This window comes from Mangrovimonas sp. YM274, from assembly GCF_030908385.1.
Classification (GTDB): domain Bacteria; phylum Bacteroidota; class Bacteroidia; order Flavobacteriales; family Flavobacteriaceae; genus Mangrovimonas_A.
Genome location: NZ_CP133091.1, coordinates 314,967 through 331,561, shown reverse-complemented (window position 1 = coordinate 331,561; position 16,595 = coordinate 314,967). Strand labels below are relative to the sequence as shown.

14 protein-coding genes are annotated in these 16,595 nt (G+C 42.3%); all 14 read left to right on the top strand.

Annotated elements, in window-relative coordinates; translation table 11 throughout:
• Positions 1-154: 154 nt before the first annotated feature.
• The gene (locus RBH95_RS01495) at positions 155-724 is read left to right on the top strand and encodes a hypothetical protein (protein ID WP_307900974.1); all 570 of its coding nucleotides are present in this window, start codon (positions 155-157) and stop codon (positions 722-724) included.
• 155 nt (positions 725-879) lie between these two features.
• The gene (locus RBH95_RS01490; RefSeq protein WP_307900973.1) at positions 880-2,550 is read left to right on the top strand and encodes a sulfatase; all 1,671 of its coding nucleotides are present in this window, start codon (positions 880-882) and stop codon (positions 2,548-2,550) included.
• 200 nt (positions 2,551-2,750) lie between these two features.
• The gene (locus RBH95_RS01485) at positions 2,751-3,314 is read left to right on the top strand and encodes a hypothetical protein (RefSeq protein ID WP_307900972.1); all 564 of its coding nucleotides are present in this window, start codon (positions 2,751-2,753) and stop codon (positions 3,312-3,314) included.
• Positions 3,315-3,378: 64 nt separating this feature from the next.
• The gene (locus RBH95_RS01480) at positions 3,379-3,678 is read left to right on the top strand and encodes a DUF1905 domain-containing protein (RefSeq protein ID WP_307900971.1); all 300 of its coding nucleotides are present in this window, start codon (positions 3,379-3,381) and stop codon (positions 3,676-3,678) included.
• Between the two features lie 151 nt (positions 3,679-3,829).
• A complete protein-coding gene (locus RBH95_RS01475) occupies positions 3,830-4,603 on the top strand; it encodes a DUF6090 family protein (RefSeq protein WP_307900970.1) in 774 nt (257 codons plus the stop codon).
• A 2-nt stretch (positions 4,604-4,605) separates the two neighbouring features.
• Positions 4,606-5,328 (top strand): hypothetical protein, encoded by a 723-nt coding sequence (locus tag RBH95_RS01470; protein ID WP_307900969.1) that lies wholly within the window; start codon positions 4,606-4,608, stop codon positions 5,326-5,328.
• Between the two features lie 301 nt (positions 5,329-5,629).
• A complete protein-coding gene (locus tag RBH95_RS01465; protein WP_307900968.1) occupies positions 5,630-6,187 on the top strand; it encodes a hypothetical protein in 558 nt (185 codons plus the stop codon).
• 169 nt (positions 6,188-6,356) lie between these two features.
• Positions 6,357-7,115, top strand: coding sequence for a hypothetical protein (locus tag RBH95_RS01460; RefSeq protein WP_307900967.1), 759 nt, complete (start codon positions 6,357-6,359; stop codon positions 7,113-7,115).
• Between the two features lie 141 nt (positions 7,116-7,256).
• The gene (locus RBH95_RS01455; protein WP_307900966.1) at positions 7,257-9,014 is read left to right on the top strand and encodes an amidohydrolase; all 1,758 of its coding nucleotides are present in this window, start codon (positions 7,257-7,259) and stop codon (positions 9,012-9,014) included.
• A gap of 130 nt (positions 9,015-9,144) precedes the next feature.
• Positions 9,145-9,744, top strand: a complete 600-nt coding sequence (locus RBH95_RS01450) for a diheme cytochrome c-553 (protein WP_307900965.1) — start codon at positions 9,145-9,147, stop codon at positions 9,742-9,744.
• A gap of 14 nt (positions 9,745-9,758) precedes the next feature.
• A complete protein-coding gene (locus RBH95_RS01445; RefSeq protein ID WP_307900964.1) occupies positions 9,759-10,655 on the top strand; it encodes a hypothetical protein in 897 nt (298 codons plus the stop codon).
• Between the two features lie 167 nt (positions 10,656-10,822).
• Entirely contained in the window at positions 10,823-12,379 is a 1,557-nt protein-coding gene (locus RBH95_RS01440; protein WP_307900963.1) for an arylsulfatase, read from the top strand.
• Between the two features lie 384 nt (positions 12,380-12,763).
• Complete coding sequence (locus RBH95_RS01435; protein WP_307900962.1) at positions 12,764-14,656, top strand: DUF3604 domain-containing protein; 1,893 nt, start codon at positions 12,764-12,766, stop codon at positions 14,654-14,656.
• 43 nt (positions 14,657-14,699) lie between these two features.
• Positions 14,700-16,595: a DUF3604 domain-containing protein gene (locus RBH95_RS01430; RefSeq protein WP_307900961.1), complete on the top strand. Its 1,896-nt coding sequence runs from the start codon at positions 14,700-14,702 to the stop codon at positions 16,593-16,595.

The following is a 16,595-nucleotide window of genomic DNA, read 5'->3' as shown; positions in this document are numbered from 1 at the left end:
CCCGAAGTCTCACATGAGGACGAAAAAATACCTTTAACCTTTTGCCCCCCTTTCAGTTTCTAGCATAACTTTCAATTGTAAGAAAATATTTTAGATTTGTAGCAACACAAAACTTAACCAACCAAATATTGTATTGACACCTTCCTCCAATCCCATGAAAAAACTTCTCTTCATATTCGCAATTTTATCCTTTACAATTACATATGCACAATATGCTCCTGGTAACGTATTCTTTAACGATGGAACTTTTTCCAAAGGGTTAATAACAATGACCGATGAAGGAGGTATAAAATTTAAGAAAGCTAAAGATTCTACAGTTATTTATTATGACCATAGCGACATTGAAGGCCTTGATTATAAAGGAAAACGACTAAAATATGTAAAAGTATATAGTGATGAACCGCCAAGACTTTTAAATGAAAAAATCAAGGGAAAAATAACCCTATATAACGACGACACAGGATATAATTCCTTTTATTCAATTCCTGCAACCTCAAATAGCTCTACTATTGGAGGGCCGTTCTTTAATACTAGAGCACAAACGGCATTTTACCATTTTATAAAAATGGACGAAGAAATTATTCCTATTGGTATTAGAATCAAGAAAAAGCATTTAGAATTTTTCAACTCCTGTCCTTCCCTAATCCAAAAAATCGAAACAAAAGAACTCAAAAGGAAACATGTCTATGACATCATTTCATATTACAATGAACATTGCGGATAAAAGCATACGCCCTTTAGTTAAGTGAGTTTGGAGCTAAATAGTTGATAACACTCTTTTGGCTTGACACAAAACGAACGAACAGAGACAGCAGGCACCTCCCATCATCGACGTTAAGCACCTTAATCCCCTATTAAAGGCACATGTAAATTAGAGCTATGGCATTAACCCGCTTCATTTACCTAAAAAAGGGTATCTTTGAGGGATCAAACAACCAAGGCGTTAATGCGCTTCAAACACCCTATTATAGGGTCTATTTTAAAGATTTTCAATTAACAAGCATGACCTATCTCCCCAAAACACTTTTAGCTTCCCGTAATTTAGGATTCCTTTTGTCACTGTTCGGTGTACTAGCATTAGCAACAAGCTGCCAGACCAAAGAAGAGAAAAGACCAAACATCCTGTTTTGTATTTCGGACGACCAATCGTACGTACACACCTCGTTACAGGGCACCAATGAAATTAAAACGCCCAATTTGGATAGGATTGCCCAAAGCGGAATCATGTTTCAAAATGCCTATTGCAATGTGGCTTCCTGCTCGCCATCGAGAGCTTCTATTTTAACAGGGAAGAACATTTGGGAACTTGAAGAAGGCGGCTTGCTGTTTGGAGCCCTACAGAAAAAGTTCGTGACCTTTCCACAGGTATTGCAGCAACACGGCTATGCTACCGGCTATACCGGTAAAGGTTATGGCCCTTCCAAACTTGAAGAGCCTTATCAAACCCAACCAATAGCCCAAGGCTATAACGCTATTAAAATGAAGGCCCCAGAGGGCATTTCGGATATTGACTATGCCGAGAATTTTAAAGCCTTCCTTGCTCAAAAGGACAGTGAACAACCTTTCTTTTTCTGGTATGGCGGGAATGAGCCCCACCGCGGTTACAAGCAGGGCATTGGTGCCGAGAACGGTAAGGACATTTCCAATATTCAGGTACCGGGATTTTTACCAGATAGTGAGGCCGTGCGTAGTGACATTGCCGATTATTACTATGAGATTGAATGGTTCGATTCCCACTTAGGAAAAATGATCAAGATGCTGGAAGCAACAGGCGAACTGGACAATACCATCATTATTACCACCGCCGATAACGGGATGCCTTTCCCTCGCGCCAAGGCCACCAACTATGAATATGGCACACATATGCCCTTGGCTATTTTTTGGGGCAATAAAATTAAGTCGGGCCTAAAGATTGAAGACTTCATCAGCTTTACGGATTTTGCACCAACCCTATTGGAAGTAGCCGGGATAGAAATCCCAGAAGGCATGAGCGGCAACAGTTTTAAAAACGTGATGCTTGCCAATAAAAGCGGACAGATAGATGCTAAAAGAGACCGCGTGTTTACGGCTTTTGAACGCCACACCTACTGCCGCCCAGACGGAATGCCTTACCCTGTAAGGACCATCCGCAAAGGGGATTGGCTGTACCTGGTAAACTTTGAACCAGACAGATATCCTGCAGGCGACCCAGACTTTCTATCGCCGCACCAAGGATACGTTGGCGATATCGACGCTGGACCATCCCGTGATTACATCCTTGCCAACAAAGAGGTAGATTCCTTGAAACAATTTTATGAGTTAGCTGCCGGGAAACGCCCTGGCACCGAGCTGTACAATGTGAAAGACGACCCTTATCAATTGCACAACCTAGCCGCTCAACCAGAGTATGCCAACCTATGCAAGGAACTGCAAACTGAGCTGTTTGCCTATTTGAAAGACACCAAGGACCCTAGAATGGAAGGTCTATCGCCATGGGACAACTACCCCTACTTTTTTACGGGTTACGATACCAAACACCTACAACCCATTGGTGAAAGGGATGTAGAGTAAGGTGGCGATTTCTATTGGGAGTTTTTGAAAGTTCCTTTTTGACGCAGGTGGATTCCTCATTTAAAAGCAATTAAGAAAAGATGAAATTGGCAAAAAAAGCTATCTTTGAGACAGCAAACCTGCCTAGGCGACTTAAGAATTGTTTGTGAGGCCTGGTGTTGGTTGCCAAGTATTTCAACCAAAATAGGAACTTAACCAACATGAAACACCTCTTTTTAGCCGCTATGCTTTGCGGCATGAGCTTTATGGCAACCGCCCAAAACACAAGCGTAGAACAATCTACTTACGGCATTCAAATTGGACTTTTTGGGGTATGGGCACATAATGAGGCCAAACTTACCAACAGTCTGGTTTTTCGTTCGGAACTAGGATTTGACAGCGGCATTTGGGGAGGTACCTATTATGAGAAAACCGGCTTTTTAATGACTCCTGTAATTACCATCGAACCCAAGTGGTATTACAACCTCAATAGCAGATCCAATAAATCTAAAAATATTGATGGCAATAGCGGTAACTTTATATCTCTTAGAGGAAGCTACCACCCAGATTGGTTTGTAATTTCCAACTATGACAATGTTAGGGTTATTAGTGACGTTTCTATTATCCCTACTTGGGGTATTAGACGCAACCTAGGTAGACATTTTAATTTTGAAACAGGCATAGGTCTTGGCTATCGTTATATTTTTGCTTCCTCAGCAGGCTATTCTAGAGACGAAAGCGAGTTGGCTGGAAATTTACACTTACGCATAGGTTACCGTTTCTAGAGAAAAGCAACTATTCGTGTCCTCTTAAGGTTAACGACAACTTAAAACGAATATACCGTTACCAATGGACGGCAAAATTACATATCAATTCACTAGCCGCATCTGGAAACATGATGCCCCGGGAGGTTGGTATTTTACCTCGCTACCTAAGGACATCTCCAAAGAAATCAGGACACAGCTGAAATGGCAGGAACAGGGTTGGGGACGAATGACTGCGATTGCAAAAATAGGCACCTATGAATGGCAAACAGCCATTTGGTTTGACACCAAACGGGATACTTATCTCCTTCCTATAAAAGCTGAAGCAAGAAAGAACACTCATATAGCCCTTGATGAGGAGATTGTTATTTCGATTAAGGTTTAAAGAGAAGTAATCATCTTTATTTTGGTTGATGCTTAAATCAAGAACTCCCATTGGAAGATGGAATAAGAAGGATATAAAAATGAACTGTTAACATACCTTAAAAAAAAGTATCTTTATTCCCAACACAGATTCTTGACATCCAGCCTAAAGCATGATTCTATTCTTTAAAAAACTCAGGCAGCAACTGCTCAACAAGAATAAATTCGGACGATACCTCCTCTATGCCATTGGGGAAATTGTTTTGGTGGTCATTGGTATTTTAATTGCCTTGGCGGTGAACAATAGCAATCAAAACAGGGCACTCAAAAAAAAGGAACAAACCTATTTACATGGACTACACGACGAGTTTACTACCAGCCAGTTGAAACTTAAGGAACTCATTGCGGTAAATAAGCGCAATTTTGAAGGTGCCAAAACACTGTTGCAATATACAAGCCATCCAGAGACACCGCCTACCGAAAGAGTATTTTCAGAATTGCTGTTCAACACCTTAGCATCGGATATTTCCTTTAACCCCAACAACTCTCTGTTGAATGAAATCATCAACTCCGGAAGCTTAAAGGATCTGTCCAATGACCAATTACGGATTTTATTGACCAATTGGATTGCCACTATTGAAGACATTAGCAAACAGGAAACCGACTTAGGCATTCAAAGAGAAAAAGTACTGGATCTTTTTAGGAGCGATGCCTACAGTTTAAAAACCATATTCGACCTTACAGGGGCCAGTCAAGAGATAGGTTTACAGCCTACAGCACAACCTACAAGCAATCTGGAATTGTTACAGTCGCAGGAATTTGAAAACAACCTTTTAATGTTCGCCCTATCCAGTAGTGCTATGGAAGCCACACATTACAGCCCCCTTATGGACGATTTAAATGCCATTTTGGAGTTGATTGATGCGGAGATAGAACAAGAACTTTAAACATGAACAGACAAGAGTTTTTAAACGCCCTAAAACCACTAGCACTATTCATAGGCGTATTCATGATGTTTACGGTTATTGGCACCCTATCCCATGAATGCGGCCATATCTTGGTTGCCAAATACAAAGGGTATGAGACCAAGCTTCACTATGCCAGCATGAATTACTACGATAATGACATGAGGGACTATGTCGCTGAAGTGTACACCAACCATGAAGCCGCCATAAAAAACAACGAAGACTTTGAAGGAAAAATAGCCTACGAAACCGCTGTAAACAAGTACCAAAAAGACAGTCTTTTAATAACACTTGGCGGCCCCTTACAAACCGCACTTACAGGAACGATTGGCCTGCTACTTCTATTCTACAGAAAAAAGAGGATTCACCAACAAGGCTTTCAGTTAGTGGATTGGCTTGGTGTTTTTTTGGCGCTGTTTTGGCTAAGAGAAGTATTCAATTTGGTAACTTCCATTGTAGGCCGACTCTTTACTTCAAAAGGAAGCTTTTTTGGTGGTGACGAAATGACTATTGCTGTAATGTTGGACATATGGCCTGGGACTATTGCATTACTTCTAGGCACTATTGGCTTGATCGTTTCTCTTTTTGTGATGTTTAAAGTAGTCCCCGCTAAATTAAGAGTCCACTTTATTTTGGGAGGCTTGATAGGCGGTGTTTCGGGGTTTACACTATGGATGTACGTCTTAGGCCCTAGACTATTGCCGTAACAGATGGCCATTAAGTTCCTTTACAAGACCCCAATTAACCCACAACCCTAAGGTACAAAAAGGGTATATTTATACAAACCATAAGCATCTATTCGTGGCACCGCCAACACCATTTGGCACATGCAAAAAAACTCATTTTCTAATGACTGCTATCAATCAATAAACGAGCACTTACATAGGTATTAATTTCAATTTCAAAACAACACAATATGTAAGAAAATAAACCTTAAATGTAAGGTTAAGAAGTCCAAAACGGGATACAAACCGTATTTATAATTAGAAACCCCTAAACCTACCAACTATGAAACGTATTCTTACCCTGTGTTTCCTATTTGTTTGTTTTTTGTCCTATGCCGAATACAATAACGGGACCGTATTTTTCAAGGACGGGTCTACCTCTAGAGGTCTCATTAAAATAAAAACAGAAGGCGGCATTAAATTCAAAATTGACCAGGATGCCGAAGTTGCCGAATACGACTATCACAGCATTGATGGCTTTGACACAGAGGGAAAACATTACAAATATGTCTTAATACATGACGACAAAGCACCGAGGCTTTTATACGAAAAATTAAAAGGCTCTATCACTTTGTATTGCGACGAAAGATATAACCAAAACAACAACTTCCCCAACGCCGCTACGGTAATGGCAAGCATGTCAACAGGAGGAGACAACGATTCGCATTACTATTTTATAAAGGTTAATGACAACACGATCCGCATAGGTACCCGAATCAAAAAAAAACATCTAAAAATCTTCAGTTCTTGTCCTTCGCTAATGAAAAAAATTGAAGACAAAGAATTGGAAAGAAGAAATGTTCAAGGCATTATCGCCTACTACAACGAACATTGCTGGTAATAGCGGACCTCTCACCCATCCAATACATTCCGCATTATATCAACATATTACAACAGCAAACTGTTGTACTTGCTCCAAAATAATTTATATTTATGGAATGCAAACATGGTTGTACTTACCAGTACAACCGTTTGCAAATTGTGATTATCCAAACTTAAACCAATCATATATGGCAGAGCTTAAAGACTGGAACAGACAATACTTTTGCAAACCACTTGACACCCCTTATTTGTTCTATGTTGTATATGGCGATTTTGATGTGGATTTTAAACTATCGGGAACCCAATACCAAACCAAGGGACTCCCCAGCGGCATCGACTTAATGCAGTACGGTCCCAATGCCCACCCCGAAGTGCCAAAAAGCTATCTGGAAGGCTACTTTTGGGAAGCCCTAAAAACAGACAACCCAACGCTTGCCGAACAAATTGAAAACGCCAAGGAATGCTATATTTTTGTTGGTAACGTTGCCGACACCAATACTCTAAATTATTATCGCGACATCATTGGCTTGATTGCTTACCTACTGGACCACGGTGGCGTCGCGGTTTACGACTTACAAACCGTAACATTTTGGGACAAAAAAGATTGGATAAACGATATCTTTTCTCCAAATGCACCGCAACCCAAGGAGCATGTCATGATTCTTTGTTATGACGAAGACGAAGACGACACCAAATGGCTACACACCAGAGGCATGCGAAAATATGGTAGACCAGACATCAGCATTCAGGCCGTTCCCGAAGACAAAGAGCAAGCCGCCATAGCGCTTCTTAACACTCTTATAGAATTTCAGGCACAAGGTGGTATTGTTGACGAAAACTATACAATTGAGATAGAAGGATTACCCAAAACCATGTGGTGCGAACCTCAAGGCGACTTTGAAGACCCTATGTTCAACAATAAACATATTGAGGTTTATTGGGAATAGCACTCCATAAAAAAAATAACATTCATTTGACTACCAGAAAGTTAAGTTACAAGATTTTCGTAAATTAGTCATTAAAAGTTTATCATTCGATAACTCCTCTTTTACAATGACTATTATTTAACATCCAACAACTGTGTCATCATGAAAATCAACAAACCAATAGTAGTCTTGCTTGTACTGATTGTGTTTATGAGCTGCAAACAAAAGGAAGCTAACACCCCCGAAACACCAGTAAAAACCAACAGCGAACAGACCCTTTATTTTGGTGGAGACATCATTACCATGGAAGGTGACCAAGCACAATATGTCGAAGCTGTAGTGAGGGAAAACGACAACATAGCTTATGTTGGCACAAAGGAGGAAGCTCTTAGTAAGTACCCCCAGGCTTCCCAATACAATTTAGAAGGGAACACCCTCATGCCTGGTTTTATAGAACCCCATCTACACCCTTCTATCGCCGCCATCATGCTTCCAAATGAAACCATTGCACCTCATGGCTGGGACAAACCCACGGGAGCTACGGAAGCAGCCAAAACCCCTGAAGAATACAAAACCCGTCTCAAAAAAGTAATAAAAACCAAAGCACAAGCAGACAAAATGCTCTTTGTTTGGGGCTACCATCAATTATGGCACGGCCCCATGTCCAAGGATACCTTAAACCTATTGTGTCCCGATGCACCCATTGGCATCATCCACAGATCTTTTCACGAAATCTATTTGAATGACAAAGCCGTAGAACTCTTCAACATCAAAGAAGCCGATTTTGAAGGCAATCCGCAGGTAGATTGGAAAAACGGTCATTTCTTTGAAGGTGGCTGGTTGGCCCTTGTACCAGTTATTGCTCCCTACCTCATCAACCCAGATTCCTATAAAAAAGGATTGGCCATGATGAGCCAACTCATGCTTAAAAACGGCATCACTACTATAGCAGAACCCGGATTTCCCAGTTCCGATTTTGATATGGAATACAACCTATTAAAAGGTGAAATGGACAAAAACCCACCCTATGATGTGTTTTTAATTCCCAATGGCACACAGCTCTATAGCATGAACGGAAACGACAATGCCAAGGCTATGGAAGCTATGGAGGCCATGCCCACCAAATACAATACAGACAATATCACCTTCTTGCCAAAGCAGGTAAAACTGTTTTCCGATGGCGCCATTTATTCCTTGGCCATGCAAATGAAGGAACCCTATTTAAGTGAAGAGTTTAAAGGAGAATGGATGACTCCCCTGCCACTATTTAAGGAACAATTGAGTTTTTATTGGAACAACGATTACAAAATCCATGTCCATGCCAACGGCGATTTGGGCATACAACAAGTATTGGACTACAACAAAAAGGATCAAAAAAAACACCCCAGAAAAGACCATCGCTTTACCCTTCATCACATGGGATATTTTGACTCAAGTATAGCCCAACAAATGCAAGCACTTAACATGGAAGCCTCCGTAAACCCCTACTATTTATGGGCCCTGTCAGACAAATATTCTGAATTTGGACTTGGACCAGACCGCGCCGAAAACCTAGTAAGAATCAAAGAACTCAGCCAACGTGGCGTTCCTGTATCCTACCATTCCGATTTTGCCATGGCTCCCGCAAACCCATTGCTATTGGCTTGGACTGCCATTAACAGGAAAACCGCCGAAGAAAGCCACTTTTCACAAGATCAAAAAGTAGATGTTTTTACAGCCATGCAAGGCATTACCATAAACGCTGCACGCACCCTGAACCAAGAAAACACTATTGGCTCCATTAAGGAAGGAAAGGCGGCAAATTTCACTATCCTAAAAAAGAACCCTTTTAAAGTGGCCCCAGAAACCATTAAGGACATTCCCATCCTTGGTGTAGTTCACAAGGGAAGACTCGTTTCAACAGTTGCAATCAAATCGTAAGAACAGAGAGAACTCCCAAGCCATAAACCTCAAAATCAAAGACTTTAGCAAATCTCCTTCTCTTTTACTATCTTAGAAGCTTTAACCAATATTAGGCAAGGCACCCCTTGCTTATTTAAACATCAACCAAATGAAATTTAAACACCAATCAACACTTTGGGCCCTTGCCCTAACAGCCTCATTAAGTATTGTATCCTGTAAAGAAGAAAACTACCAAACAGCCGATGTAGCAACAGCCATTGCCACACCATCCCCTGAAAGCGTCATTGAAAAGGGAAAATATCTTGTGGGCATTATGGGCTGTAACGACTGCCACTCTCCAAAACGAATGGGACCAAAAGGTCCAGAAATCATTCCTGAATTGCTGCTCTCCGGCTATCCTTCAGACCGTCCAGTTGCCAAGTTTGAAAGTCCTATGATCAAAGAAGGGTTTGCTATGTTTTATCCAGACCTAACAGCGGGTGCGGGTCCTTGGGGAATTTCTTTCGCCGCCAACCTTACACCTGACGACACCGGTATTGGCAGCTGGAGCGAAACCCAATTTAAAAAAGCTTTGAAAGAAGGGAAATTTAAAGGTATGGACAATGGACGCATGCTGCTGCCTCCTATGCCATGGACCAATTATGCCGATTTAAAAGACGAAGACCTCCATGCCATGTTCATGTATTTAAAAAGCATTCAACCTGTTGAAAACGTAGTACCAGCCCCCATAGCTCCAGACCAAATGTAAGCTCATGTAGAAATATGCTTATCGCATCAAACATAAAAGTCTATTGGATGTGGGCCGCAGTGTTTTTGAGTTATTCAATCACTTGGGCTCACCCTACAGGCAATATGATTGTAGTAGACAATTATGTGTTTTGGTCGTACATCAACCCTATTGATGATGCGCAGCACCACGCCTGCATTATGATTTGGAAAGACGGTAGCACTCCTAAAGTATTCCTAAAATCTGAACATCCGGCAAGCGATTTTATGCTAAGCACCAAGGGTAAGGACATTTATATTTTGGAACGTCGCTATTTACAAACTACCGACTCCTTTGAAATCCGTCTTTTAAAAACAACTATAAACCAAAAGCCGAAAGTGCTCTGGGATTGGTTTGAGGACCGATGGCACATTGGAGAAGCTGGATTCTTCATGCTTTCGGACACCCAAATGGTCTTCGGTAATTACCCAAGTGTTTACACGTTACAAAAAGGCAAACAACCTTCTTTATATTTTGAATTTGAAACCCCCATCAATCGCATTAGGGCTATACCTGACGGCACCATTCTTTTGTTAGGAGACACCTCCTGTTTCTTGGTAACCCAAACAGGAAACACAATTCAAGAGTGGAATAATATTATAGAACCTAAAATTACCAATGCCCCCCTGGACCGCAACAAAGTGTTTGATGTTGACTTTCAGGAAGGGCGACTTCTCATGGCCTATTGGGGAAAACGAAGTTTTGAAATGATCGATGCCCAAGGCAATAGACATACATTATATCAGCACGCAGCGCCTTTCACCCCACATTGGGTAGCCTTTATGGATAGGGACCAACTATTGTTCGCTTCAGAACTCATCTTTGACGGCAGTGCTCCCAAACCAGCGCTCATCAAACTTAGCCCCAAAGGCACCCCTAAAAAAGTTTGGTAAACACGCCTAAAACCCTTCCAAACCAACCTAAAAACATTATAAATTAGAAACTTACAGTAAAATGAAAGTTTTTTTTTATTAAATTAGATACCCCCTACAACTAAACTTCCTCAAGCCCTAATCTTAACATTTGTGCAATCTCTTAATAATAACCAATAGATACTATTATGAAACATGTTGTTACTGCATTACTCTTGATCTTGAGTTTACAGAGTTTCTCCCAAGAACGGCCTAATATTTTGGTCATCATGGTAGATGACGTAGCTCCCAATTCCCTAAGCTGTTACTCTTTGGGATTACAATACCCCACGCCTAACATCGACAGGATTGCCAAGGAAGGCGTATTATTTACAGACCATTACTCCCAACCTAGTTGTACTGCTGGTCGAGCCGCCTTTATTACAGGACAAAAACCCGTAAGAACCGGTCTTACCACCGTAGGACAACCAGGAAACCCACTAGGCATCAAACCAGAAGACCCTACCCTTGCCGAACTCCTAAAACCTCTAGGTTATATGACTGGGCAATTTGGTAAAAACCATTTAGGCGATCGTAACGAACATCTGCCTACCGTCCACGGCTTCGATGAGTTTTACGGCAACCTATACCACCTCAACGTATCCGAAGAACCAGAACAAGCCGATTATCCTAAAACAGCTGAATTTGCCAATAAATATGGTCCTCGAGGCGTAATAGAATCCTATGCCAGCGACAAATTCGACAAAACCGAAGACCCACGCTTTGGCGTGATTGGCAAGCAAACCGTAAAAGATGTTGGCCAGTTAACTTCAGAGAAAATGAAAACCTTTGACGAGGTCCTAGTAAGCAAAAGTAAAGACTTTATGCGCCGTGCCAAAGATGCCGGTAAACCCTTCTTCATTTGGCATGCCACCAGTAGAATGCACGTGTACACTCACCTAAAAGAGGAATCTAAAAATTTGGCCACGGGTATTAGTACAGACATGGATCTTTTTGGCCATGGTCTTATTGAACATGATGGTCATGTGGGACAATTATTGGATTATCTAAAAGAATTGGGCGTAGACAACAATACCATCGTCATCTACACTACCGATAATGGTCCAGAACAAAGTACTTGGCCAGATGCCGGGGTCACCATGTTTAGGGGTGAAAAAATGACCACTTGGGAAGGCGGATTAAGAGCACCATTTATGGTACGTTGGCCAGGACACATTCCTGCCGGCTTGATTCGCAATGGTATTTCTGCCCATGAAGATGTATTGCCAACAATAATGGCCGCTGTAGGGTCTCCAGATATCAGTACCAAACTGAGAAGTGGCTACAAAATAGGCGACATGAACTATAAAGTTTATATCGACGGTTTCAATAATTGGGATTATTGGGCAGGAAGAACCGATACCTCAGCCCGAAACTACTTTTTCTACTATTACGAAAGCAGCCTTACTGCCATGCGTGTGGGCCCTTGGAAAATGCACTTTGCAACCAAAGAACGCTATTTTGACGACATGATTACCCACACCATGCCACGACTGTTTAATTTGAGAAAAGATCCTTTTGAAAAATATGATGACGTCACGGCCTTTCACCTTATCATGCATAAGTCCTGGGTGTTCCAACCGGCAATCGGTTATTTAAATGCCCACCTTATGACCTTTAAGGATTATCCTCCAAGACAAGCCGCAGCTTCTTTAGACATTAACAAAGCCATCGATAAAATTTTAAAAGCAGACGCAAGGCAATAAACACAAGATGTATCTACCATGATGCAAGCGTTATGTAGCACAGGACCTAACCTGTTTCTACATAACGCTTTGTGTTTTCTCATCTTCAAAACATAACTATTCACAAAAATTTCCAACTACCAACTTAAGTATATTAGATAATTAAGGCAGATTTTGGCTAGGCGGTTGGAAAGGTCTCTTCCGTTTTAGCGAGGACCAAAGAAAACAACACTTCCTTTTACCACTTGGGCAAATACGGCCCACGAAACCAACAAACAGGTAAGCCTCTATTTTTTAAATAGTTACCTCATTCATTTCAATAGAAAAATGTTACCTTAGTAGTTCCCTCTGTAAATCTTAAGCTACCTACATGTCATCTTTAAACAATGTAAATACACAGGTATTATGAGACTACTGCTATTACCGTTTCTTAGTCTTTTCCTCATACTGAGCTGCAAAGACACTCCAAAAGAAGACACCACAACCGACAATACCCCTGCCGAAAAAGAAGTAATGACACCAAGCATACCAACCAATCCTTTAAAAAATGTATATTGGGGAGACCAGCACTTGCACACTGCTTGGTCTGCCGATGCAGGAGCCGTAGGGACCCGCTTAGGACCAGAAGGGGCCTTACGTTTTGCCCGAGGGGAAGAAGTCATCAGTGCCACCAAGCAAAAAGCCAAATTGAACCGCCCTTTAGATTGGTTGGCCATTACAGACCACTCCGATGGCGCTGGGGTAATTACTGCTGTTATCGACGGAGATGAAGCCGTTATGGGCGACCCTATTGTAGCCCAATACCATACCGACATGGAAGCCGGAGGCGAAAAAGCTGCTGCGGTAATGATGGACCTCATCAACCGCCAATCCAACAACAACCTTCCTCCCGTTTTTACAGATCCGGAATTTGCCAAGTCTGTTTGGCTAAAAAATATCGACATTGTTGAGAAGTTTAATGACCCAGGAAAGTTCACCGCATTTATTGCCTACGAATGGACTTCCAATTTTGGGGGCGGTAACAACCTGCACCGCAACGTGATTTACCGCGACGGTGGAGATATCGCTAAGCAGATGAGCCCAATGACCACCTTCGATTCGGAGAACCCAGAAGACCTGTGGAAATGGATGGCGAACTTTGAAGCCAAAACTGGCGGCTCCCTATTGGCCATTCCGCATAACGGAAACCTATCAAACGGACTCATGTTTAAAACTACGGCTTTCGACGGGTCTCCATTGACCAAGGAATTGGCCACGCTTCGAAACAAATATGAAGTTCTCTACGAAATCACTCAAGGAAAAGGCACCAGCGAAACCCATCCCATTTTATCGCCAAACGACGAGTTTGCCAATTTTGAACTTTGGGACAAAGGGAATCTTGTGATGGTGCCTAAAACCAAGGACATGCTACAAACCGAATATGCCAGAAAGGCCTTAAAAGATGGTTTAAAACTGGAAAGTGAACTGGGGGTGAATCCCTTTAAATACGGTTTTGCTGGAGGTACCGACTCCCATACGGCGCTTACCACTGCCGAAGAAGACAATTATTGGGGAAAATACGCTTCCTCTGAACCCAGTGCCGAACGTTGGTCTGAAAAAGCTTTGGATTTCCCTTCCGGGTTTGTTCGTGGATGGCAGTTGGGTGCTTCTGGATATACCGGTGTTTGGGCTACATCCAACACCAGAGAAGCCCTTTGGGATGCCATGAAACGCAAGGAGACTTATGCCTCTACCGGTCCTAGAATGACCGTGCGCTTTTTTGGCGGGTTCAACTATACAGACGCCGACATAACCGATACCAACAGCGTACAAATTGGTTATGACAAAGGCGTGCCTATGGGAGGCGACCTAAAAACCGCCCCAGAAGGCAAGGCACCTACCTTCTTGATCCATGCTGTTAAAGATCCAACTAGCGGAAATCTAGACCGCATTCAAGTAGTGAAAGGCTGGCTAGATGCCAGTGGTAACACTCACGAAAAAGTATATAATGTTGTTTGGGGCGATGCCGACAAACGCAGCTTGGATGCCAAAGGCAACTTACCTCCTGTAGGCAATACCGTAGACGTGAAAAATGCGTCTTGGGAAAATACTATTGGCGCCACCGAATTGAAGACCTTTTGGCAAGATCCCGATTTCGACCCAACCTTAAAAGCCTTCTATTATGTAAGGGTTATTGAAATTCCAACCCCCCGTTGGACCACCTTCGACATGAAGAACTACAACCTTACCATGACAGACGATGTACCGCGAACCATTCAGGAACGGGCCTATACCTCGCCTATTTGGTATAACCCCTAATCTATTGAGACACCTGCATTTTTAAAACAAAGTATAGATTATTATGAAAGCTATTATTTCAAGCCTCATGTTCTCGGTTATCATTGTGGTAGGCTGCAAGGATACTCCTAAAGAAACAAGCATTGCTCTTAATTCTTCCCCTGAGGAAACCACCATGACCACTAAGGTACCTTCCAATGCTTTAAAAAATGTGTATTGGGGAGATACCCACAACCACACCGGCAACTCTTTTGATGTGTTCCTATTCGGAACCCCAAATTCAACCCCAGAAATTGCCTATCGGTTTGCCAAAGGGGAAAAAGTGACAAGCCCTACCACAGGCAAACCATGGAAACTATCGAAACCTTTAGATTTTCTTGTGGTTGCAGATCATGCCGAGTTATTGGGATCTATCGCTTTAATGTATGAAAACACACCGGGAATTTCCGACACAAAAACAGGAAAGGCCTTTTTGGGAATCGCACCAAACAAATCGGAAGAGAACATGCAAAAAATATACGACATCCTAAATTATGCTGCGTTCGACCAACCCAACGATGCCAATCTTGGCGCTAAAGATTTAGTCAACGACATTGGAGGCAACAAAGTAAAAGAAGCTTGGACACGATACGTAGAAACAGCCGAAAAGTACAACAATCCAGGAAAATTCACCACACTCATAGGTTGGGAATGGTCTTCCAATAACAGTGGCGCCAACCTGCACAGAGTGGTTTTTATGCCTCAAGGTGGCGATGTGGCCAAACAGTTTATTCCATATAGTGCTCTAGATAGTGACAACCCTGAAGATCTTTGGGCCTGGTTGGAGACCACGAGTCAAAAAACAGGTGCCGAATTTATAGCCATCCCCCATAACCCCAATATTAGTTTGGGACTCATGTTTCCCGAAACTCGCTTGAATGGGAAGCCTATTGATAAAGCCTACGCCGATGCTCGAATGAAGTGGGAGCGTTCTGTGGAGATTACACAAATTAAAGGAGACTCTGAAACACACCCAGCGCTGTCACCCAATGATGAATTTGCCGATTTTGAAACCTATGATTTTGCCTTAACCCCAGATGGTACACGACCAGCTCCAACCAAAGCAGATTATGTACGCTCTGGCTTAATGACCGGATTGGAACTTGAAAAGAAAATTGGAGCCAATCCTTATAAAATTGGATTTGTTGGTAGCTCCGATTCCCATACAGGAATGTCTGCCATTGAAGAAACCAACTTTGCTGGTAAAGGCCAACATGATTCCGAACCCAAAAAACGTGCTCACCCTACAGGCATTGGGTCTTCCAAAGGCTGGGATATGGGCGCTGCTGGATGGGTAGGCGTTTGGGCCGAAAGCAATACGCGCCAGAGCATTGTGGATGCCTTTCAACGTAAAGAAGTCTATGCTACCACAGGGCCACGCATCACCTTACGTGTGTTTGGCGGCTATAATTTTGCTGAAAACGACCTGAATGCAGATATGGTAAAAACAGGCTATGACAAAGGGGTTCCTATGGGAGGCGATTTAAATAAAACTGCCAATGGTGCGGCTCCTGGATTTTTGATATCCGCATTAAAAGACCCTGACGGCGCCAATTTGGATAGGATTCAAGTGGTTAAAGGCTGGTTAAAAGCCGATGGCACTGCTGAAGAAAAAATATATGATGTCGCCTTATCCGACGGTAGAACAGACGGTAAGCAAAAAGTAGGCAACACTGTAGACCTAAAAACAGGAAAATACACCAATTCCATTGGAGCTACCGAGCTAAAAGTATTTTGGAAAGATCCGGATTTCAACCCTAGCCAAAGTGCCTTTTATTATGTGCGGGTTTTGGAAATTCCAACACCAAGATATTCTTTATACGATGCTATTGAATTGGGTATTGATGTAAAAGAAACCAATCACCCTGCAACCATTCAAGAACGCATCTATAGTTCACCAATTTGGTATAACCCAAACTAA